16 protein-coding genes are annotated in these 21,895 nt (G+C 60.2%); 6 read left to right on the forward strand and 10 right to left on the reverse strand.

Features of this window, described 5'->3' with window-relative positions; genetic code table 11:
• The first annotated feature begins 23 nt into the window (after positions 1–23).
• From KBW95_RS21155 to KBW95_RS21175, 5 genes are all read left to right on the forward strand, one after another.
• Positions 24–1,154 carry a glycosyltransferase family 4 protein gene (locus KBW95_RS21155; RefSeq protein WP_211529274.1) on the forward strand — a complete coding sequence of 377 codons (1,131 nt, stop codon included), beginning with the start codon at positions 24–26 and terminating at the stop codon, positions 1,152–1,154.
• Positions 1,126–1,821 (forward strand): hypothetical protein, encoded by a 696-nt coding sequence (locus tag KBW95_RS21160; RefSeq protein ID WP_211529275.1) that lies wholly within the window; start codon positions 1,126–1,128, stop codon positions 1,819–1,821. The genes KBW95_RS21155 and KBW95_RS21160 overlap by 29 nt, the downstream gene beginning before the upstream one ends.
• The gene (locus KBW95_RS21165) at positions 1,818–2,597 is read left to right on the forward strand and encodes a hypothetical protein (RefSeq protein WP_211529276.1); all 780 of its coding nucleotides are present in this window, start codon (positions 1,818–1,820) and stop codon (positions 2,595–2,597) included. Before KBW95_RS21160 ends, KBW95_RS21165 begins: the two co-directional genes overlap by 4 nt.
• Positions 2,598–2,765: 168 nt before the next feature.
• Positions 2,766–3,875 carry a non-hydrolyzing UDP-N-acetylglucosamine 2-epimerase gene (gene wecB, locus KBW95_RS21170; RefSeq protein ID WP_211529277.1) on the forward strand — a complete coding sequence of 370 codons (1,110 nt, stop codon included), beginning with the start codon at positions 2,766–2,768 and terminating at the stop codon, positions 3,873–3,875.
• A 632-nt stretch (positions 3,876–4,507) separates the two neighbouring features.
• Positions 4,508–5,770, forward strand: a complete 1,263-nt coding sequence (locus KBW95_RS21175) for a right-handed parallel beta-helix repeat-containing protein (RefSeq protein WP_211529278.1) — start codon at positions 4,508–4,510, stop codon at positions 5,768–5,770.
• Between the two features lie 789 nt (positions 5,771–6,559).
• On the opposite strand, the gene KBW95_RS21180 is transcribed toward KBW95_RS21175, so the two are convergent.
• From KBW95_RS21180 to KBW95_RS21205, 6 genes are all read right to left on the reverse strand, one after another.
• Positions 6,560–7,231 carry a hypothetical protein gene (locus KBW95_RS21180; protein WP_211529279.1) on the reverse strand — a complete coding sequence of 224 codons (672 nt, stop codon included), beginning with the start codon at positions 7,229–7,231 and terminating at the stop codon, positions 6,560–6,562.
• Positions 7,232–7,266: 35 nt separating this feature from the next.
• On the reverse strand, positions 7,267–8,469 hold the full coding sequence (locus KBW95_RS21185; RefSeq protein ID WP_211529280.1) for a DegT/DnrJ/EryC1/StrS aminotransferase family protein: 1,203 nt from the start codon (positions 8,467–8,469) through the stop codon (positions 7,267–7,269).
• A gap of 7 nt (positions 8,470–8,476) precedes the next feature.
• Positions 8,477–9,043 carry a sugar transferase gene (locus KBW95_RS21190; protein ID WP_211529281.1) on the reverse strand — a complete coding sequence of 189 codons (567 nt, stop codon included), beginning with the start codon at positions 9,041–9,043 and terminating at the stop codon, positions 8,477–8,479.
• Positions 9,044–9,294: 251 nt separating this feature from the next.
• On the reverse strand, positions 9,295–10,551 hold the full coding sequence (locus KBW95_RS21195; protein ID WP_211529282.1) for a glycosyltransferase family 4 protein: 1,257 nt from the start codon (positions 10,549–10,551) through the stop codon (positions 9,295–9,297).
• Between the two features lie 9 nt (positions 10,552–10,560).
• Positions 10,561–11,793 carry an O-antigen ligase family protein gene (locus tag KBW95_RS21200; protein ID WP_211529283.1) on the reverse strand — a complete coding sequence of 411 codons (1,233 nt, stop codon included), beginning with the start codon at positions 11,791–11,793 and terminating at the stop codon, positions 10,561–10,563.
• A gap of 3 nt (positions 11,794–11,796) precedes the next feature.
• Positions 11,797–13,110, reverse strand: a complete 1,314-nt coding sequence (locus tag KBW95_RS21205) for an oligosaccharide flippase family protein (RefSeq protein WP_211529284.1) — start codon at positions 13,108–13,110, stop codon at positions 11,797–11,799.
• A gap of 698 nt (positions 13,111–13,808) precedes the next feature.
• Between KBW95_RS21205 and KBW95_RS21210 the strand changes: the two genes are divergently transcribed.
• Complete coding sequence (locus KBW95_RS21210; protein WP_211529285.1) at positions 13,809–15,017, forward strand: acyltransferase; 1,209 nt, start codon at positions 13,809–13,811, stop codon at positions 15,015–15,017.
• A 430-nt stretch (positions 15,018–15,447) separates the two neighbouring features.
• On the opposite strand, the gene KBW95_RS21215 is transcribed toward KBW95_RS21210, so the two are convergent.
• From KBW95_RS21215 to KBW95_RS21230, 4 genes are all read right to left on the reverse strand, one after another.
• Positions 15,448–16,482 (reverse strand): choice-of-anchor Q domain-containing protein, encoded by a 1,035-nt coding sequence (locus KBW95_RS21215; RefSeq protein WP_211529286.1) that lies wholly within the window; start codon positions 16,480–16,482, stop codon positions 15,448–15,450.
• A 1,311-nt stretch (positions 16,483–17,793) separates the two neighbouring features.
• Positions 17,794–20,082 (reverse strand): polysaccharide biosynthesis tyrosine autokinase, encoded by a 2,289-nt coding sequence (locus KBW95_RS21220; protein ID WP_211529287.1) that lies wholly within the window; start codon positions 20,080–20,082, stop codon positions 17,794–17,796.
• A 16-nt stretch (positions 20,083–20,098) separates the two neighbouring features.
• Positions 20,099–21,220: a polysaccharide biosynthesis/export family protein gene (locus tag KBW95_RS21225; RefSeq protein ID WP_229429926.1), complete on the reverse strand. Its 1,122-nt coding sequence runs from the start codon at positions 21,218–21,220 to the stop codon at positions 20,099–20,101.
• 231 nt (positions 21,221–21,451) lie between these two features.
• The coding region (locus tag KBW95_RS21230; RefSeq protein ID WP_211529288.1) for a TonB family protein at positions 21,452–21,895 on the reverse strand (444 nt) is incomplete at its 5' end.

Raw genomic sequence — 21,895 nt, forward strand, 5'->3', positions numbered from 1 at the left:
CGTGATCATTTCGAGGTTCTCTCATGCAAAAGATCGTTCATCTCACATCAGCTCATCCGCGCAACGACACACGCATCTTCATCAAGCAGTGCCGAACCCTGGCCGCGCATGGGTACGATGTCACCCTGGTCGTCGCCGACGGCCAGGGTGACGAGCGACGCGATGGGGTACGCATCGTCGACGTCGGCCGCCTGTCAGGCCGGATGAGGCGTATCTTCTCGACCACGCGGCGGGTGCGCGACAAGGCATTGAGTCTCGACGCCGACATCTACCAGCTCCACGATCCCGAACTGCTCCCCACTGGCCTGGCGCTCAAACGGCGCGGCAAGACCGTCATTTTCGATTCCCACGAGGATGTCCCGCGCCAGCTGCTGAGCAAACCCTATCTCGGTCCCTTATCAGGCAAGCTCATTTCGGCGACGTTTTCCCTTGTCGAGCGCTACGCCTGCGCCCGCTTCGACGGCATCATCGCGGCCACGCCCTTCATCCGTGAAAAATTCCTCGGCATTCACCCGGTTACGCTGGACGTCAACAATTTCCCGATGATCGGTGAGCTCGACAGTGCAACACCCTGGGCCGACAAACACAACGAAGTGTGCTACGTCGGCGGGATCGGCGAAATACGGGGCATCCGTGAACTAGTCCATGCGGGCCAGTACCTACGCTCGTCGGCACGGATCAACCTGGTCGGCAAGTTCTCCGAACCTCAGCTTGAAGCTGAGCTGCAGGCACACCCTGGATGGCACCGGGTGACCCCGTCCGGCTTCCTCGACCGCACCGGCGTGCGCAAGGTGATGCAGCGTTCCCTTGCCGGGATCGTGACCTTCCACCGCCTGCCCAATCATCTCGACTCCCTGCCGACCAAGATGTTCGAGTACATGTCCGCCGGTATCCCCGTCATTGCCTCGAATTTTCCCTTGTGGCGCGAGACTATCGAAAGAGCTGGCTGCGGACTGTGCGTCGACCCGGCAGACCCGCGAGCGATCGCGGAGGCGATCGACTACCTGGTGACCCATCCGGAGATCGCCAGATCGATGGGGCAGAAAGGCCGCCAGGCCGTGCTGGACCACTACAACTGGACTGTTCAGGCGAACAGGCTAACCGACTTCTACGGAGCGCTATCCCATGTCAGGCAAACTGTCGCAGCTGTTTGACCTCGCCGTCACCGTCACCAAGCTTCCGGTTGCGAACCTGGAATTCCGTTTGGCCATGAATCCGGATGACGTCAGGCGCATGCATGCCCATTTCACCAAGCCCCATCCCAAATACAAGCTCTTCCAGAATAAATCATTGGGTGCCGCGCTGGTCGACCTGAAGCGCTTCGGCAGCCGCGATGATTATATGGGGAAGATCAAGGGCCGCAACTCGGGTGAGCATCATGCTAGGAAGGCGAAATCACGCGGATATGTGGTCATGGAGATCGACAGAAACGATTTCGTTGACGACCTCCACGATATCAATACCTCACTCGATACGCGCCAGGGCCGGCCGATGGATCAGGTCTACATGCGCAAAGAGACCCACTACCCGCGCGAGAAAAACTACAAGTATTTTGGTGTGCTAAGTGCTGCAGGAAAGCTGATGGCCTATAGCAACCTCGGCTGCTACGGCAATTTCGTGGCTTTCGATCGCGTGCTCGGCGTGCGCAACAACGACGGCATGATGCATTTGATGGTCACCGAGATCGTCAGCCAAATGATTGAGAGCGGCAATTATTCTTATCTGATGTACGACACCTTTTTTGGTGCAAGTCCTGGGCTACAGACTTTCAAAAAGATGCTCGGTTTCGAACCTTACCGCGTGAAATATTCACTCCAATGAAAGCCCTACTAAGGCGCCTCTACAGCGACTACGGCATGCCTTCCCGGCTGGCGATGCACGAGCGCTTGATTCGTTCAGGGCGCGACGCCGGCTTCGTCCAGACCTCGGTGCGCGATTTCTTCGACATCACCAAGGCCGGTCAGTGCGCCGCGAACAAGTTCATCGTGCACCGGCACGATATCGACACGGACCTGCGCACCACCAGGAAGCTGCTCCAGATCGAAAAGAAGCACGGCATCAAGTCCACCTACTACTTCCGGCTGTCGACGCTCGACTTCGACCTGATGCATGAAATCGAAGAGTACGGTGGCGAGGCAAGTTACCACTACGAGGAACTGGCCGCCTTCGCAAAGAAGCACAAGATCAAGGATCCCGCCCTGGTCCGAAGCCGTCTCCCGGAGATCCGCGAAGAGTTCCGCAAGAACTTCGACTGGATCGAAAAAAAGCTCGGCAAAAAGATCAGGACGGTCGCGAGCCATGGTGATTTCGCCAATCGCCGCCTCAAGCTGAACAACGCAGAAATCCTCACGGATGGACAGCTGCGCAAAGACTGCGGCATCGAATGCGAAGCCTATGACGCGGCCCTCCTGGACCATATCGACATGTACATCGCCGATCGCCCCCCTCCGCAGTATTACTGCCCTGCCTCGCCATTCGACGTCATCGGCAAGCATGACCGGATCTGCCTGGTGACGCATCCGCGCCAGGTCGAGACCAACTGGAAGGAAAACACCAAGGCCAATCTTTTCCGTTTTTACGAAGCGGTGACCTGGTAGATGCCATGAGTGTCCGACAACACCTTCAGGGCAAGCGCCGCAGTGGTAGAACGCATCCTCGACTTCAGTGCTGTCGCAGCACGATGCGGCGCACTGCATCCATGATGGTGCTGCCAGGCGCTGCGGGCCAGGCCCCTACTCCAATCCTGAACATCAGCGGAACCACTCATGCCCCCGAAGAAAATCGTCACTGTGATCGGCGCCCGTCCCCAGTTCATCAAGGCCAGCGCCGTGTCTGCGCTGCTGCGCCAGGACGAGCGCATGCGTGAAGTCGTCGTCCATACCGGGCAGCACTTCGATACGAACATGTCTGACGTGTTCTTCGAGGAGCTGGGCATGGCGCCGCCCGCCCATCAATGCGCCGTCCACGGCGGTTCTCACGGCGAGATGACGGGGCGGATGCTGGTCGACATCGAGAAGGTGCTGCTCGCCGAGCAGCCTGACGCCGTGCTGGTCTATGGTGACACCAACTCGACCCTCGCGGGCGCCGTGGCGGCAGTCAAACTGCATATACCGGTCGCGCATGTCGAGGCGGGCCTGCGCTCGTTCAACGTGCGTTCGCCGGAGGAAGTGAATCGTATCCTGACCGACCGGGTCTCGCGCTGGCTATTCACACCGACGAACGCGGCGGGCGCGAACCTGCGGCACGAGGGTTCCAGGGCGGATCACATCGATCAGGTGGGTGACGTCATGTTCGACGTGGCCCTGCACCATGGCGCGCGCGTCGACGAGCATGGTGGTGTGCTCGGCGAATTGAGACGGATATACGGCCTGCGGCCTGGCGCCTATTGCCTCGCCACGATACACCGGGCCGAGAATACCGATCATCCCGCGCGATTGACTGCCATCGTCGAAGCGCTCACCCATTTTTCGAAGGAGATCAAGGTGGTGCTGCCCTTGCATCCACGCACCCGCAGTGTCCTTGCGCAGCAGGGCCGGCTCGATGCGCTCGAGCGGGCAGTCATTCTGATGGAACCGCAGTCCTACCTGGCCATGGTGCAGCTGGAAAAGTACGCCGCTCTCATCGCGACCGACTCCGGCGGCGTGCAAAAGGAAGCGTATTTTTACCGTGTTCCCTGTGTCACCTTTCGCGATGAGACAGAATGGGTGGAGCTGCTCGACGCAGGCTGGAACCGGCTGGCGCCGCCCGCCGAGGCCGCCACCCTGCTGTCCAGCCTGCATGCCAGTCTCGGCAGCAAGGGAGCGGAGCTGGACGCTTACGGCGCCGGTGACGCCGCCAAGCGCATCGTGGCGCGGCTGCTGCGCGACCTGCACTAGTCCGTCCTGCCGTCGAGCCCCGCCTGATTGCCGCCATGGACGGCTTCCGCTCCGCCTTCGGCATTCGGTTGCTGTTCCTTTGGTGTTCGCCGAAGCCTAGCAGTTGCTCACGCTGAAGCATTTCCGCTGTGGCGCTCTTAACAGCGTGACGGGACATCTCTCCTGAGGCGCCAGTCTCCCTGGATGCCGCAGTTTGGGGGATATCAGCAATGCCCCGGTCCTCATCATGTTTTAAGGAGATCAACTCAGCCTCATCAACATTAGAAGCACGATCAAACGCCAAGTCCTCGACAAGCTTCATGCTTTTCGACTTCTTCTTCATGGCCGTGCACCACCTCGGCAGTGGGTTTCTTGAAACAGCCCTTCCTCCTGCCTTGTCCGGCCCGTCACGCAGATTTTCGATTCCCGGCCATGCAGTGATGGGATATTCCAGGGCTACGAACAGCCTTTTCGATTCAAGCGATGCACTGATTCTATGTTTCTGGGCCACAGGCAGCTTTTTCGATTTAAGCGATGCACTGATTCGATGTTTCAGGACTACAGACGGCTTTCGATTCAAGCGATGCACTGATTCGCTGCTCCAGGACCACAGACAGCCTTTTCGATTCAAGCGACGCACTGATCGGATGTAGATGAACATGACAACCCTATTGATCCCCCGAAGCGCCATGCCGGCAAATCCTGGCAGCCTCCGCAACTCGCCTGGCCCTGTCGAAGCGCGGCTGCATGCGGGCCCGGCACGCACTGCAGTCGCATTTACGCTAATCCCATGCGGCCGCTCCCCCAGGTGCCGGCGGCTTGGCCACTTCCTGTGCTACGCCGGCCTGAGCTCCTTACTTGTCGCGTGCACGCCGAGCCCGCACCTCTACGTAGCCCCGCACGGGGCCGACAGCAACCCAGGCACGAAAACCTCTCCCTTCCTGACCATCGCACGCGCGGACGCCGCCGCGGCTCCCGGCTATACCATTCACGTCGCCCCCGGCGCCTACCTGGTGTCGGCGCCAAGCCCGCACAGCGCCGGCATCCTCACCACTCGTAGCGGTACCGCTGCGGCCCGAATCAGGTTCGTTTCCGATACCAAGTGGGCCGCGAAAATCCTTGTCTCCGGCACGGGTATCGCGTGGCGCGCGAAAGGCAATCACATCGATATCGACGGTTTCGACATCAGCGGAAGCGGCAGGCATGGCATCCTGGCCGACGGAGCCGACTTGAAAATCACAAACAATTTCGTTCATGACTTGACCATCAGCGGCGGGTGCACCGGCAGCGGCGGCGCGGCGATCGATACGAATGGGGGCCCTGGAAACGTGCTCATCCAGGGCAACGTCATCAGGAACATCGGCCATGCAATGATCGGAAGGTGCAATACCGTGCAGGGAATCTATATCGCGAATCCGAACAATACTGTCGTCAATAATATTGTCTCCGGCGTCGCGGCAGCAGGGATCCAGCAGTGGCACGGCGCAACCGATTCAACGATCGTCAACAACACCGTGTTCCGATGCAAAGTCGGCATACTGATCGGAGGCGGCGACGCTGGGGTCTTGCCCCATGGCTCACAAAACAACGTGGTCGCGAACAACATCGTCTATGACAATATCACTTACGGCATCGTCGAGGGCGGCAAGGTGGGCGCAAATAACCGTTATACCGACAACCTGATCCATTCCAGCGGAACCGCTATCCGCGTGGGCGGCCAAGTGAGCGGCACGATGCTCACCGAGCCTCAGTTCCTCGACTACCAAAAGGACGGGACAGGTGACTACCGTCTGAAGCCAGGTTCACCAGCTCTGCGAGGCGATCCTGCGCTCGCCGGTCCGGCCCACGCTTCGCATTCTGCAGAAAAGATGCCGCCCCGGCTCGGTGCTTACCAAAACGGACCCGTTGCGCAGTAGAGGAAGACGTTGGATAGTCGCGACATATCCATTATTCAGAATCGCTCTGGCTTTTCTTATTCCACAACAGAGCGCCGAGCAATGGCGGGCGGCGTGGCTCTCCGACCGATGGCATGACGCGTGCGCCTCAGACCGATGGTTTGCTGCGTACCTCCCAAACCGAAAGCTTGCCCCGTGCCCCCAAGCCGAGAGCTCGCCGCGGGCTACCCGGGGCCAATAGTTTGCCGCGTACCTCTCAGACCAATAGCTCGCCGCGTGCCGCCCAGACCAATAGCTTGCCGCGTACCTCTTAGACCGATAGCTCGCCGTGTGCATCCCAGACCGATGGCTGGCCGCGTACCTCTTAGATCGATGGCTCGCCGTGCGCATCCCAGACCGATGGCTTGCCGCGTACCTCTTAGATCGATGGCTCGCCGTGTGCATCCCAGACCGATGGCTTGCCGCGTACCTCTTAGACCGATAGCTTGCCGTGTGCATCCCAGACCGAGAGCTCGCCACGGGCCGCCCAGTCCAGTAGCTTGTCGCGTACCTCCCAGACCGATAGCTTGCCGCGTACTTCCTAAGCCGAGAGCTTGCCACGGGGCGCCCAGTCCGACAGCTTACCGCGTACCTCTCATCCCGATCGCTCGCTGCGTACCTCACAGACCGAGGGCTTGCCGCGCCTCTCCCAGACCGATAGCTTGCCGCGTGGCTCCCAAACAGCGAGCGCGCCGCGTGCCTGCCAAACCGCTAGCTTGCTCCGGGCTTTCCAGACCAATAGCTTGCCATGTTTCTCTCGGACTGGTGCACTTAACGCACGATGCGTGCCTCACACGTTTTCAGCGTCTTCCTGTCGCCTGCTTGCGATGCAGAGGGGTCGATCTGGCGCGACCATCGGTAAGGCTCGTCGCGTCCGGAAACGTAGAGGGCCACATCGACCAAACGGTGATTGAGCGAAGACGGCTTCAGGCCGGCAATCGCCACGAATGCCAGCATAGTCACCGGCGCGGCCCACGGTGTGATCCTCGGCGGCGGCGATGTCGTGGCGACGCGGATCATGACGAAGGCGGCGGCACATCCGAGCAAGCTGCTGGCAATTACTTCAGAGGCCATGTGGAATGTGAAAATCACGAGCAAGACGCCCAGGGCCAAGCCGAGGGCGCCGCCAAACAGCGCTCCCCTGATCCGCCACGCGAACGGCGCCCGGTCCAGCACAACGAAGAACAACACCGGAAGAATGGCTGTCGCCCGCCAGGCATGGCCGCTCAGCGCCTGGAAACCGATAGGGCGTATCTCCAATCCCCAGCCGAGAAACGCCATCTTCGACCAGGCAACCACGCTCAGCCCAACGGCGAGGATCAGACTCCACCACAGCGCCAGCTTCCATGCCCTTCCCACGATAAGCCAGGCGAGAACCGCCCCTGCTGCCGGGATCATGACCGCCGTATGGCCTAGATCGACGATGGACATCCAGGGAATCATGGCAGGCATCTCCATCGACAGAAGCTCCGACCTGCTCAATGCGGCAGGAAGACGGAGCTCCAGGCTTGCTTCCCGGCCCTTGCAAACACTTCCATGATGACCCGGCAGGTCAGGTCCAGATCGGCGCTCGCCAAGCTAGGGTGCACGAGGAACATCAAGCTGGTCTCGCCAAGCTCTTTCGCAACCTTGAGGCGGGACTTCGGACGAAACGCCGTGTTATCGAAGGATTTTTCCAGATACAGTTCCGAACAGCTTCCTTGGGTACATGAGACGCCCCTGACGGAGATCTCGTCCATGATCCGGTCCCGGGTCCATCCTTCCGCCAGCATCTCCGGCTCGACAAACACGTAAAACTTATAAAACGCATGCTCCACATTGGCGGGGACGACGGGCATTCTCAACGCAGGAATCTGCCGGCATACCTGAGCGATCTTGAGTGCGTTCGCTTTTCGTTGCGCCATCCACAAGGGCATCCGCTGCAGCTGAATGCGCCCGATGGCGGCCTGCACCTCCAGCATCCGCCAGTTCGTACCGAAAGACTCGTGGACCCACCGGTACCCGGACGGATGCTGTCTCTCGTACATGGCATCCCATGACTTCCCATGATCCTTGTACGACCACATGGTCTTCCACCATTCGCGGGAGTTCGTGGTGACCATGCCCCCTTCTCCCCCTGTCGTCATGATCTTGTCCTGACAGAAGGACCATGCGGCTATATGCCCGATGCTTCCGACCATCCGGCCTTTGTAGCGCGCTCCGTGCGCCTGTGCGCAATCCTCGATGACGAACAGGCCATGCGCCTCGGCGAGCTCCATGATCGGGTCCATGTCGCATGGCCACCCGGCCAGATGAACGCAGATAACTGCCTTGGTGCGAGGCGTGAGCACGGCCCTGATGGTCTCGGCGGTGATGTTCTGGCTGTCCCGGTCGACATCGGCGAACACAGGGATGGCGCCGGCATTGACGATGCAGCTTGCCGATGCTAGGAAGGTCCTGGGCGTCACGATCACCTCGTCGCCCGCCGAGATGCCCAGCGCCTTGAGCGCGCAGTCGAGCGCCAGCGTCCCGTTGGCAAGCGACACCGCAAACTCCGTCCCCACCCATGCCGCGAATTCTCTTTCGAATTCCCGGCATTCGGTACCGGTCCAATAATTCACTTTGTTCGACAGGATGACATTCTTGACAGCCAGGGCCTCTTCCTCGGAGAAACTGGGCCAGGTGGTGCATAAGGTTTTCATGTACGCCTCACGAGAAAATCGTCTGCAAGATGTATTTCATGTCGCGCCAAAAGGAATAATTTTGGGCGTATTCCTTGTTAATCCTGACCTTGTCGGGCCAGATGATGCGATCGTTATAAAAAGCCGGATCATCGACACCAGCCAGCACCGTTTCCTCATTCTTATATTTGATTGACGCTGGGCCGGTAATACCAGGCCGCAATGACAGGATGATCCTGTCGCTTCCTGTGAGCGTATCGGCATAGCCAGGCACGTCGGGTCGTGGGCCGACAATGCTCATGTTCCCAAGGAGTACGTTGAACAGTTGCGGCAATTCATCGAGCTTATATTTTCTGAAGAATGCGCCAGAACGGGTGACGGAAGAAATATTATCAGAGGCGATTTGGCTCCTTTTGCTTTGGCTCGAATACATGGTCTTGATTTTGCAGACACGTATTGGGCGCCCATGTCGTCCGATGCGCTTTTGGATGAAAAATCCATTACTCCTTGTTTCTATCGCCGCGACAATCCAACAAATGCCGATGACTGGCATGGCCAATACCAAACCAAGCAAAGACGTGACGATATCGAACATTCGCTTGATTAAGCTATCTGTGCGTGACATTGCATTCACCCAGGACGTTCAATAGAAAGACGGTTTTGCACAAGTGGGCAGACATATTTCAACAGCCCCAAGACATGGCGTCACTGCAAACAGCACTCGGTTGCAATCGTGCGCCGCCCACCACCGAGATGCGGGACGGGGCGCTTGAAGCGCCTGACAAAACCGTCAGGGCACGCGCGCGCCGAAGACAGGTCTGCGTACGGCGTTGTGCTACAACGCAGTCATGGCGGTGCTGTCAGGCGCTCTGAACCTCCGCAGGCCTCGAGGAAACGCTTGCTCAGGACTGGGTAGGTAAAGTGGCGCATGACGCATTCCCTGCCACGCGCGCCCATGGCTAGGCGCTCGGCCTCGCTCAAGCCGACCAGGGAGCGAATGCCATGTGCGACTGCCTCGGGGCTTTCCGGCGCAACGGTCAATCCGCAGCCGGCCTCTCCCACCGGATCGTTTCCCGCTTCGACCGCATGTACCACAGGGCGGGCCGCCATCATGTAATCCATGAGCTTGTTCGGCGCGATCCCAAACCGGTACAACGGTTGCCGCTTCCAGCCGATAAAGGCGACGTCAAACCATTGGAGCAGGGCCGGTACCTGCGACTTGGGCACCGGGTCGACAAAATGGACATTGTTCAATTGCGCCGACTGCGCCCGGCGTTTTAACGCCTCCTTTTCCGGGCCGCCGCCCACGAGCACGAAGGAGACATTCTCGTCGCGCATGCTGTTCGCCGCGTCGACCAGCGTATCGAGCGAATTCGAGATGCCGTGATTACCGGCGTAGCCCACGATGGCGTTTCCCGTGCCGGCTATCCGCGCCAGCGTGGCCGCCGCTTCTTTTCCCAGTTCCGGAATGCTGGCAGGCCACTCACCGGGATCGATGCCGTTCGGGACAATATGCAGTCTCTCCATTGTCAAGCCACGCGCTGCAACGTGGGCATGCACTCTCGGAAGCATGGAAACCACCGTGCTTGCATTCCGGTAGACATAGTTCTCGGCCGCCTGCGCGGCCATGATGAATGGGTGCCATCTCGACATCCCGCCCAGTTCCATCGGCGTCAGGGGCCAGAGATCGTGGATTTCGAATACAAGCCGCGCGCCTGCCAGCCTGGCAATCCGATGGGCCGGCCAAATGTCCATTGGATAGGTGCTGGACGCGATGACCACATCCGGCTTGACCTCCGCTGCAAGACGGCTGCCCTCCTGGTACAGGCGATATAGAAACGCGCCGATATTGCGTACCCTGGCGATGCCATTACCGTGGTAGGGAAGCGTCTTGAGCCAGGTATACCGGACACCTTCGATAGATTCTTCCAGGCGGATGCGTCCCTCGAGCTCCGGCTGCTGAACGCGAAGATGCGAGTGGTCCGCAGCGACGATGCTGACTTCATGACCGGAGCGCACCCATTCCCGCGCCAGGTAATAAGGACGGTATTCCATGCCGTGGCGCGGCGAGCCGGCGTAATGATTTATGTAGAGAATCCGCATGAGCAGGCCTTATCTCCCGATGGCGAACGATACGATTTGGGTATTAAGCGGGTGCTTTTGCTTGTAGCGGTATCGGGCGAAGGCTCCCAGGGCCGCGCCCACGCTCATGTCAGGCATGTTTTTCGCTGTGACAGCCCACAGGATCACCGCGCAAACGAAGGACCCGGCCAGGACGAAATCGCCGCTCTTTGTCTTTGAAAAGAATCCATTGAAGAACAGCCAGGCGGCGTGCCACACCAGCAGCGAGCAAAAGAAGACAAAACCGAACAAGCCGAAGTCGACCCAGGTCGTCAGCACGTTGTGGGCATAGTGGCCATCGGGATAGCTGGCGAAGTCGCCGAACACGGGATTCGTCCAGATCGTGCGCAAGGCATCGCTTGTAAACCGCTGTCTGGTGATTGCCGAACTCGAATGAGAGAGGTCGAGCAGCTGCAGTATCCTGTTTTCCGGCAGCGCGGTGACGATCGTTTCGACGCCGCCGACCAGAACGATGGACAGCAGCAGCAGCGCGAAGATGGCATACAGGCGCTGCTTCGCGTAATACAGTTCGACTACCGGAATCAGGAACATGACGGCCGAGAATTCGCTGCGAGCTCCATTCAGGAACAAGGCGCTGGTTGCCACCGCGTACAGCAGGTAGCGCAAGGCCATCGACCTGGTGATCGAGGCGACTATCAGATAAGTGTAGATGTAGGAACGTGCGAAGCCCTGGTAGGTCGCCAAGCTGGCCGGATCCTTGGCCTCTCCCAAGGCCTGCAGGAAGAAGAAGCCGCCGACGGAAAAATAGTAGGTAATGACCGACATGACGAGCAGCGAGACGACGATGATTTTCAAGAAGTTCTTGTCGGTAAAGTCGATCATCCTGAAGATCACGTAGGTCTCGAAGCAAAAGAGGACGCTCGCGACATATCGTTCGACAATGATCGTCGTAGCGCCCGAGGCGAAGTTTGCCGCGAGAACGAGGAGGTAGTAGAGGGCAAGAAGAACCAGGCACAGGTCCAGGGACGTCGCATACGCCCTGTCCCGCTTTACCGCACAGAACAAGGCTGCTGCCAGCGGCAGCAGCAACACCATCGCCACCAGGGTGAAGTAGCCGCCCAGGAAGGCGGGAATGGCGCCGATACCGAGCAAGGTCTGGTAGAAGAAAAAGCCGGGAAACAACAACAGGAAGGCGGAATGCGCCACGAAGGTCGGGCTGATCCTCCTCTTCCGCCGGCTTGTCGCAATACCAGTTGCTTCCATGGTTCATCTGCCGGTTTTATGCCTGCTATCGGCCTCAGCAGGGCCGGGCGCGGGTCCGCGAAAGCTTGCCGTTCCCGCAGGTGCGTTCTTCGAGAACCGATAGGACAGGTGTAGATAAATGATGTACAGAATCGAATAGGCAATGGTGTAATGCAGAAGCACCTCCCGGAGAGGGATCGGGGCAATGAAGATACTAATCGTCGTGATGAACAAGGCGATCTGCCATAAGAGCTCGACTTTTTGTTTGCCGGCGACAAAAAATACATAACTCAGTGGACTGGCGACGAAGTTCAGGAAATACAGGGGGGCCAGAATCCGCGCAAATTCGCCGGCTTCGCGCCAAGGTTCGCCGAACACCCAGGCACACAGGTCCGGCGCAAAGGCAAAGATGACGAGGGCTGGTACGCATCCGAGCAGTACAAGTGCTTTGAAGGTGCTGAGAAAGGCCGCCTTGCAGTTGCCCAGTGTTTGAAATTCATGGACCGACTGCCGTTTGAAGACCTCCAGCACCGACGCTGCGATCAGGGAAACAGGTGCGGTTAGTATCCTTTCAGTCAGGGCAAACAAGCCTGCAGCGAACAGTCCATATTTTGCGCCGACCAGGAACAATGGGAATTTACCGGCCGCAGTATTCAACAGACCCGCAGGCAAGGAAAAGCGCCAAAACGATTCATGCTTCTTGAGATACCCGAGCTGGGAGCGTGTCGGCACCAGGAAAAACCTCGGAAGCGGCGGAGACAGGAGATATATCGCAGCCGCCAGACCGATGCACAGGCCAAGGATTTGCCCGCCTAACAAGGCAGTTCCTCCCGCGCCAATCAGCAAAAAGGCCAGTTGCCCCAGCGCGATGGTCCCAGCGCCGCACACTTTGGCCATTGCCGCCTTGCCGAAGGCGCGGTAAGACGTCGCGTAAGCGAGCACCGTCTGGTTATACGCCGTCAGCCACGCGCCCACTCCGATGGTCATCAAGCCGAACCAGGATATTTTCTGCGCCTGTGGAATGCCGGTGAGGCGCGCAAAGATCAAGGCGCAAGTAATGAAAACTGCCAGCAAGGTCGAGAAATAGGCCACCACGCTGAAACAGGTTTGCTGCTCGTCGGAATCGTGATCGAGGATCATCGCTGCCTCGAGCCGGAGTGTTCCGATTGTGGAAGCGATTGCGATCACGCCCAGCCACACGCTGAATTCTCCCAGATCCGCTGGTGTACACAAACGGGTGATCAGCGGAGCCACCAGTAGCGGGACGGCCTGGGCCACGACCGTGCCGGTCAGAACTGTTGTAGCGTGCTTCCAGAAGACAGGCAGGGATAGATTCATGGTTGACTGCCATGGTTTCGAACTATGTATCCTCGAGCGCATGTGAACATAAATTAAACCGATGATGAGATAAGTGAAGACCAGTCGAATAGTGCGAGATCTGGCTTTTCGCGGATCGAAAAACAGCAAGCATTCTTTTCGCTATTTCGCCGCCTCTATTTCTACGGATAATAATCTCGAGAATTTGGCATTCGCCTTGACATGCCCACCGATCGCCTTTCGTCATGATTATGTTCTGGCTGCCAAATTACAGGATTGATTAGCCTCAATCGAGAAGGCCAGCCCCCTGGTTGCGCGGATTAACGGGCTGGCAAACTCTGTCCCAGCCACAACATTTTTTCCGAATGAAAATACAGTGAATTAATGCAATTTCCTGCTCGGAAAATCCCCGCTTTAAACATCGTTGAATATGTTCCCCGCCTTATTCATTCTCCGGCATTCGCCGGGCATCGACCGCTTTCTTTCCTTCGATTTGAGTCGATTCAAAACGTGGCAGTACTGGTTTGTTAAGGTCGAAACTGTACTTTGAACCCGAATCCTCGATTTATTCGGCCTGATTACGCGAATAAGCAGCGAGCATTTCAGCTGGAAAGCGCCCTTCGCGCTTGTCCGGCGTGCGAATGTTCGCCGCTGCCGTCAGCGGCCCGGTTTCCCCTCCGCAGGGGATGACTGGCGGCTTATTCAAGCCAGGAGACACAATGCACTTGCCTAACATGCCCAGGGTGGCATTCCAGCGTCACGGCCAATTTGACGAAGCAAGCTGGCACTCGATACTCATCTCCCTACTCCGCGGCCTGGCGGCATTCATCGTCGCTACCGCCCACTTGCGTGCGGCAATGTATCCGGCAGTCCGGGACGTGGCCGATCCCCCGCTGTGGTTTCAGGGACTCGCATTTGTCAGCGGCTTTGCGCATCAGGCAGTGCTTGTTTTCTTCGTCATCAGTGGCTGGCTCGTGGGGGGCAGCCTGTTGAACCGTCTTGGGGAGGCACATGCGATCGCCGGCTACGCGATCGACCGGCTGACACGCCTGTGGACTGTGCTGATCCCGACCTTCTTGCTGACCCTGCTTTTCGCACTCGGCATCGGCGCTGCCAGCCTGCGGACCATCGATCTATCGGCTTCCAACCCCTATTCGGTCACGACCTTCGCCGGCAACCTGGTCGGCTTGCAACGCGTGCTGGTGCCTGTCTTTGGGGGGAACTTCCCGCTATGGAGCCTTGCTAACGAAACCTGGTACTACCTGCTGTTCCCCTTGCTGGCCGGGGCGTGCACGACGCCAAACAAGACGGCCCGCCTGTCATGCGCCGCGGCCCTCTTCCTGGTCGCCTACTTCCTGCCGACCTCGATCACCGGCTATTTTCTGGTCTGGCTGCTGGGCGTCGGATTCTCCCGCATCCGGATCGAATGCGGCGACCGGGCGCGCTGGGGCTGGTTCCTGCTCGTTCTCGCAGGCGCCGGGTATTTCAGGTTGACGGGAGAACTGGACGAATTCGAACTGACTACCCTTGGGCAGGACCTGATCTGCAGCGTCCTCTACCTCGTCTTGTTATCCAGCCTGCAGTTCCAGGCCGCGCCGGGCGCCCGCGTCGCGCATCACGTGCGCAAGACCGGCAAGTTTTTTGCCGAGTTCTCCTTCAGCCTCTACGTCTCGCACGTGCCCCTGATTGGCTTGATGCAGCACTGGAGCACGACCCATCTCGGCTTGCGCCAGCTGTCACCCGCCTCGCCCCAGCACACTGCGGTCTACTTCGGGATGCTCGCGACGCTGATCGTCGCAGCCTACTTGTCGTATCTGCTGTTCGAGTCCAGGACTTACCGCATACGGAATGGGCTCAAGAAAAGAATTTTGCGCCGTCCTGCCTCGCGACCGGACGGGAGTGTCTTGTCGACGGAACTCGAGCGCTGAAGAATCGGCGAGCAGTCGGCGAGAGGCCGTCGCATGCCGCCTTTTCCGGCCAAGATTTGGCCTGTGTGATGATCGACACCGGACGACGATGCCGCATGGATTGCCCACCTGGTGCGCGGCTTCGGCCTGGCTGGATCCGCCGCGAGCATCGAGCGAGCACTGCCGGCGACGCAAGGGGGAATGGCACGAGGGGGAGGAAACGCACTGGCCGCCGTGTTCTGGCAGCCACCGTACGAAAAAAAACCGCATCGACGTATCGATGCGGTTCTGGCCGCCGGCTACTTGGCCGCCTGGGTGTGACTTGTGCTGGCCGTTTTGGCCGGCAATGTCGATTCGCGGCTGAGCCAGTTGGGCTGCTAAACGGAAAACCGCGGACGTGGCGGCGCCTGGTGGAGACGCAGCCGGTCCGCTACGGATCGAGCCGCTCGGATTAGTACTCGTAAGCGCCGATATCCAATGCAGCGCCACGCGGACGGGCTACGCCTGCGAAGTCGATGATCGGCGCCTTCAGCGAGGTGCCGCGGTCGATGGCCGGCGAGCCGCTGTAAACCTTGTAGTTGCCGGTGCCGGTCGGCTGGTAGTTCACGAACAGCGGTTCCGCCAGGACCGTGCCGCTGACGGTGCCGCTTACCTTGACGTTGGTGCCGCTGCGAGCAACCAGGTTGTTGGCGTAGCGGTTGTTGCCACCCATCTTCCCGCCTTCGATGATGCCGTAGGTCTTGTTGTCGTAGACGATGTTGTTGGCAACATAGTTGTTGGCCGAACCGGTGGTGGTGCCCGAATCGCCCTGGCCCAGCAAGATGCCGATCTTGTTGTGGAAGGTGGTGTTGTTGACGATCGTCGACGCCGTCGCACCGTGCCATTGCTGGATACCGACTGCGGCCACGCCCGACACGATGTTGTTGGTCACGACGTTGTTGGCGTTGGCGATATAGATGCCTTGCACGGTGTTGCAGGTGCCGATCATGCGGTAGCCGATGTTACGCACGATGTTGCGGTCGATGACGACGTTGCCGACCGGGCCGTAGGTGTCGATTGCCGCGCCGCCGCCGCCGGTGCAGCCGCCGCTGACGGTCAGGTCGTGGATGAAGTTGTGACGGAAGCTCAGGTTGCTGCCTGCAGCCAGGATGCCGTGACGGCCGCTGCCCGAGATGTCGAAGCCTTCGATGTCGACATAGCTGCCGCGCGAATCCCAGGTGATGCCGGTGCCCGAGACGATGATCTTGGCGCCCCACTTCACGTCGGAGATGAATTTGATGCGGGCAGTTGCAGTGCCGCTCTTGCTGGTTCGAATGCCCACGCTACCGGCCGACGGCGCCGAGACATAGTAAGTGCCGGAGGCCACGTGGACGACGGAGCCTGGGGTTGCCAGGTAGTCAGCGCGCGTGATCGTCTTGACCGGACGGGTCTGGGTGCCCGGGTTGGAATCGGAACCGGTGGTCGACACGTAGATATGGGCAGCCATGGCGCTACCGCATGCAGCGAACAAAACTGCTGCGCTGGCGCTCGACTTCAGGATAAAACGGACATTCGGGACAAACTTAGCTGCTTTTTGCATTTCAAACTGCCTTAATAATGGTTGGAGTAGCTTTAAGTACTAGAAACTTCCCAAGTTCAATAGATTGCAGGAATTATTTCCTGCGATATTGAACTGCAAAGCGTCGTTCCCAATCGGGAATGTTCCTCTGCATCAATGCTGCGTGAAGGAATAGCTTTGAGTATGGGAAACTTCCAAAGTTCAATAGTTTCGAAGAAAAATTTCTTAACGTATTGAACTTGAAAGAACTGTTTCTTTGAGGAATTTCCTTCCTGCTTACTGACTACCTGACGTTGCAAGGAGTAGCTTTGAGCGAGGGAAACTTCTAAAGTTCAATAGATCTGCGGAAAAATTTCCTGCAATAACGAACATGAAAGATTTATTTCCCCAAAGAATCGTTTTCGACTTTTTTACAGCTCCAATGTTGTAAAGGAGTAGCTTTGAGCTGCGGAAACTTCCTAAGTTCAATGGATTTACAGAAAAATTTTTCAGGAGTATTTAATTACAAATAGAACTTGCCTTGGGGAGATTGCCCTTGGAATAGTTTGTCCTTTGTATCGGCGGCCCTGCAACGAAGGAGGCACCGAGATTCCAGGACTAGTCCGGATTGGCTAAGCTGCCCTCAACTGATGGGATCGAACGTGATCAGGCAGCGCGGCCATCTTTGGCGCTTTGGAGGCAGTTCGGGCGCGAGCCAGAGCCAGAAACCCAAGGGCGTGGTCCTTGCTTGTGCCTCGGCTCGACAAGGGCGATGTTGCAGTCCCGGCCAACTAGCGTCGGCCCTCGGCTTCTCATGACTGACATGCATTGGGATTGGGGACGACTGCCCTGAGGCTTGCATGGTAGGCGTGTATGGGACCCTCGCAACCAGACAGCTTTCTGGACGGAGGTACGTGGGATAGGGCCGCGGGATGCACGGATGTGGGGACGGCGCGGCTGGATGAGGGTAAGGGCGCGGCTGGATGAGCGTGCGCTGCGACATCGCCGCTTCCTCAAGCTGGCCGAATGAGCGGAGGAGATTGCCTTTGAATAGCCTGGCTGCCGCCACATACTGCCTGACGCAGCAAGCTGGTGGATGCATGGTTCATGCAGCTTGTCATGCGCTCTTCTTCGGGCTCCTCCGCCCATGAAAAGCCCGTAGCGTCGCAGCCAAGCGGCTGCACACTGTCCCGCCCCCAGACGAGCGCCGGCCTTCACGCCGGGGACCACAGGTCCGGCAGCCGTAAACCGGCCTATTCCCTACTCCGCATACTTCAGCTGGCCAATGGGCCCAGCCTGGAACTGCGTATGCGACCGGCCGATGCCATAGGTAATGTTATTGAACAGCACGCCTTGTGGAGACAAGCCTGCGTGGTTCATCCGCTTGACGGATTCGGTGATCTCCGCATCGGTCGTCACCCGCGCCCGTGCGAGCAGGAAGACGGCGCCGGCGCGCGCCCCGACCACAAGAGCATCCGCAGCCAGCAAGAGCGGCGAGGTGTCGATGAGGACCAGGTCGTAGTTGGCGCTGACTTTGTCGAGCAAGGCGCCGAAGTTTGCGTGCAGCAGGAAGTCGGAACGGTTCGGCGGCATCGAGCCCGTGGGGATCAGGTCCAGGTTGTCGATCACATGATGGTGGATGACATCTTCCACCGCTGCCGACCCGTTGATCGCCTTCGATAAACCGTGGTCGCGGCTGATGGCGAAATAGCGATGCAAGCGTCCGCTGCGGAAGTCCGCGTCGATCAACAGCACGCGCTTGCCGCTCGCCGCCATCACGGCGGCGAAGTTGACCGTCACGAAGGACTTGCCCACCCGGCGAGTCGGGCCGGCGAACATCACGATGTTATTCCTGAAGTGCGGCATCGAGAACTGCAAGGCCGCACGGAAGCTGCGCAGACTCTCCACCGCGGGGTCTTCCGGCAGGATCTGCGCCAGCAGCGGCAGCACGCCGTCGTTCCTCACCTTGCGCATCAGCTTGTCTTCGTTGACGCTGTGCGGAATCGAAGCATAGACCACCTTGGCGCGCAGCAGGCGCTCGACCTTGGCGGGATCGTCGATGCCGCCACGCATGGCCTTGCGGGTGAAGGCGATCAGGGTGCCAAGGAACAGGCCGGTGATCACCGCAAGCGCCACGATCAGCGGGCGGTTCGGCTTGATGGGCCGCTCGGGCGCCATCGGCGCGTCCACCAGCCGCACGTTGCTGACGCGGCCCACCGAAATCAGGCGCAGCTGCTGGGCCGTGTTGGAGAGCGCGGTGTACAGGTCGGTCTTGACCTTGATGTCGCGCGTCAGGCGCGCCTCGTCCTGTTCCATCACCGGCAGCTTGCGGATACGGCTGTCGATGGCGTCGATTTCTTCGTCGACTTCCTTGCGCTGGCGGTTGATGGCCGCCACGACCGGGTGGTCTTCGGTGAAGCGGGCCAGCAATTCCGTTTTCTTCTGCATCAGCTCCATGCGCCGGGTGCGCGCAGCCGCCGCCTGGGTCAGGCTCATGCGGGCTTCCTCGCGCAGGTCGACCGTGCCGTGGGCATTGCGGAACTGGTTGTAGCGGTCTTCGGACTGTTCCAGCTGGCGCTTCAGGATGGGCAGCTGCTGGTTGAGGAAGGCCAGCGACTTCTCGGCCTCCTCGGTCTTGCGGGCCAGGTTCTGGCGCATGTATTCGCGGCCGATCTCGCTGAGCAGGGCATGGATGCGCTCGGCGTGTTCGCCCTGCAGCTTGACTTCGATGACGCCCGACTGTTTGCCCTGCTCCGTGATCACCATCGCGTTCTGGATCGCCTGGATGGTGCCCAGGCGCGAACTGCGCTTGATGCGAAAGCGCGCGCCGGGATTGGCGTACAGCCGGTCGACCTTGATCTCGACCAGGCCGTCGGGCGTGCGCACGCGGTACCGGTGCCCGACCGTGGCGTCGAAGGCGATCCTTTGCCCGCCGCCGGAGAAATGGTAGCGGTTGCCGGGGCGCGCGGTGATGATGAATTCGCGGTTCAGCCAGCTGTCCGGCACCTCGAACACCGACACCTCCGCCTTCTCGCCTCCCCAGACGAATCCGCCATGCCCGAACAGGCCCGGCCGCGACAGCGCCCCGCCGTTCTGGTCGGCGAACCAGGAGCCGGCCACGGGAAAGTACACGGGTTGCACCTGGATGTAGAGCTGCAGGTTGTCGACCGCGCGCGACACCACCATGCGCGAACGCAGCAGCTCCATTTCGGCGATCGCCGCTTTTTTGGTCTCGAACAGCGACGAGGCTTCGCTCAGGATGTTCTTGGATGCGGTGGGGCTCTCTTCCTCGACGTGGATCATCAGGTTCGCTTCGTAAACCGGCTTGGCCACCAGCGCGTACAGGACCGCGACCACGGTGATGATGGCGGTGATGGTGCCGATCAGCCAGCGGCTGTCGTACAGGGTGTTCAGATAGCCCTTGAGGTCGACGCTCGACTCTTCTGGCACTGGCTCGGGCGGGCGCGGATCGAAGGGCACCGAGAGTACCGGCGGGCTGTGGTAGATGTGGCTCAAGGGGCGAGGATGCGGGTCGTGCGGCGTGGTCATGGCGAGGCTCCTCCGTTCAGGGCCGGGTGGTGACGCCGACGGCCGAGGTCAGCGCGCCCGGGAACAGCAGGCTGAGATGGCGGTTCCAGTTCGCCAGCGGCGAGGCGGCGACGTACACCACATCCTTGGGGCGCAGCTCGAAGGATTCCGCCATCGCCAGCGCTCCGCTGGCCCGGGCGTCGAGCCGGAACACGCGGGTACGCTCCGGCGTCTTGCGCACCACGTAGACCTGGCGCGCATCGCCGCTCAGGGGGCTGATGCCGCCCGTCTCGCCCAGCGCCTCGTTGAGGGTCAGGCGGCCGTCGTGCATGGTCAGCGCCCGCGGCGTGATCACCTCGCCCGAGACGAACACCTTGCTCTCGTCGCGGGAATGGACGCGCACCACGTCGCCGTGCTCGAGCAGGATGGCGCCGGGATTGACGCCCTTCTGGACCAGCTCGCGCAGGTTGACCGTGTAGCGCTGCTCGCCGCGCTCGAGGACGATGCGGCTCTGGTCGGCCGTCGGGTTCATGCCGCCGGCACGGTTGAGCGCCTCGACCAGGGTCATGGGAATGTCGTCGATCGGGTGCAGGCCCGGTGTGCGCACCTCGCCGTCGATATAGACGCGCTTGCTGCGATAGGCCTGGACCCGCAGCGTCAGGTTGGGATGGGCGATGTAGCGGGCGAGCTTCCGGGTGAGCAGGTCGCGCGCCCGCTCTTCGGTCAGGCCCTCCAGCTTCAGGAGGCCGATCAGGGGGAACTGGATGCGCCCCAGGTGGTCGACGGCGAAGCCCGGCGGCGCCGCGTTCGACGCCGCCCCGCCGCCGTCGGCCAGCGCAGTGGCCGTGTTCATGCCACCCGCGGCCAGCTCGGGATGGTCCCAGACCACGATGGCCAGGATGTCGCCGCGGCCGATGGTGTACGGCGGCGGCTGCGCCACGAACAGGGGGGTGAGATCCTGGCGCGCGGCGCCGGCTTTCGCCTGCTGCTCGGCCTGGATGAGTTGTTCAGTTATGAGCTCGGTAGGTGGAGCGGCGCCGCCGCCGGCCGGACCCGCATGGGACGCGAAACCAAGCCCGGTGGCGCAGCCTGACAGGAAGGGCAGCAACAGGCAGGAGATGACAAGACAGGGCAGCAGTGCCGGGCGCCGGGTAAGCAAGCGGGGCAGTAGCCGGGCAAGTGGCCGCAGCAGCGGCATGGACAGCCGGGACGTGCACCAGGCGTTTCCGCAACCCGATATTGCAACTGAACAAAACGCAGCCATGATTGTTGCCTATCAAAAATAGACGCATTACTTGAGTCGTTCAACTCAGCGTACGGCGTCTATCAGGCCCGGCTTTGCCGCGCGTCAAAGATAAGGGTTGGAGGGCGCGGGAGTGCGGACAGGCGTCTAGCGCATCTCTTCCATCAGCTTCAGACCGTCGGCAAAAGCCCACACGCGGCGGATCTCGATGACGTCGAAGCGCGCCGCCACGTTGGGCGGGAAGGCCGAGTAGCGTGCGTTCAGGCGCACGAAGCGGCGTACCGCCTCGTCCATGTCCGGGCGGCCGGTGGAGCGCAGGATGGTCACGTCGTCGATGCTGCCGTCGCTGCGCAGCGACACGCTGACCAGGGGATCGATGCGCACTTCGCGCGGCGAGAAGCGGGCGCCGCCCGGCACGGCATTGCGTTCGAGTTTCTGGCGCACGCTGTCGACATAGAGGCGCAGGGGCACGTCGCGCTCCGCGCCGTCGGCCACCACGCGGCGCGCCTCTAGCGTCATAGCGGCCGGCTGGGCCGGCGGCGTCACGCTCGGGATGGTCACGCCGCGCAGCAGTTCGCGGGCGCGGCTGCC

The organism is Massilia sp. ZL223 (assembly GCF_018119395.1).
Lineage (GTDB): Bacteria > Pseudomonadota > Gammaproteobacteria > Burkholderiales > Burkholderiaceae_D > Telluria.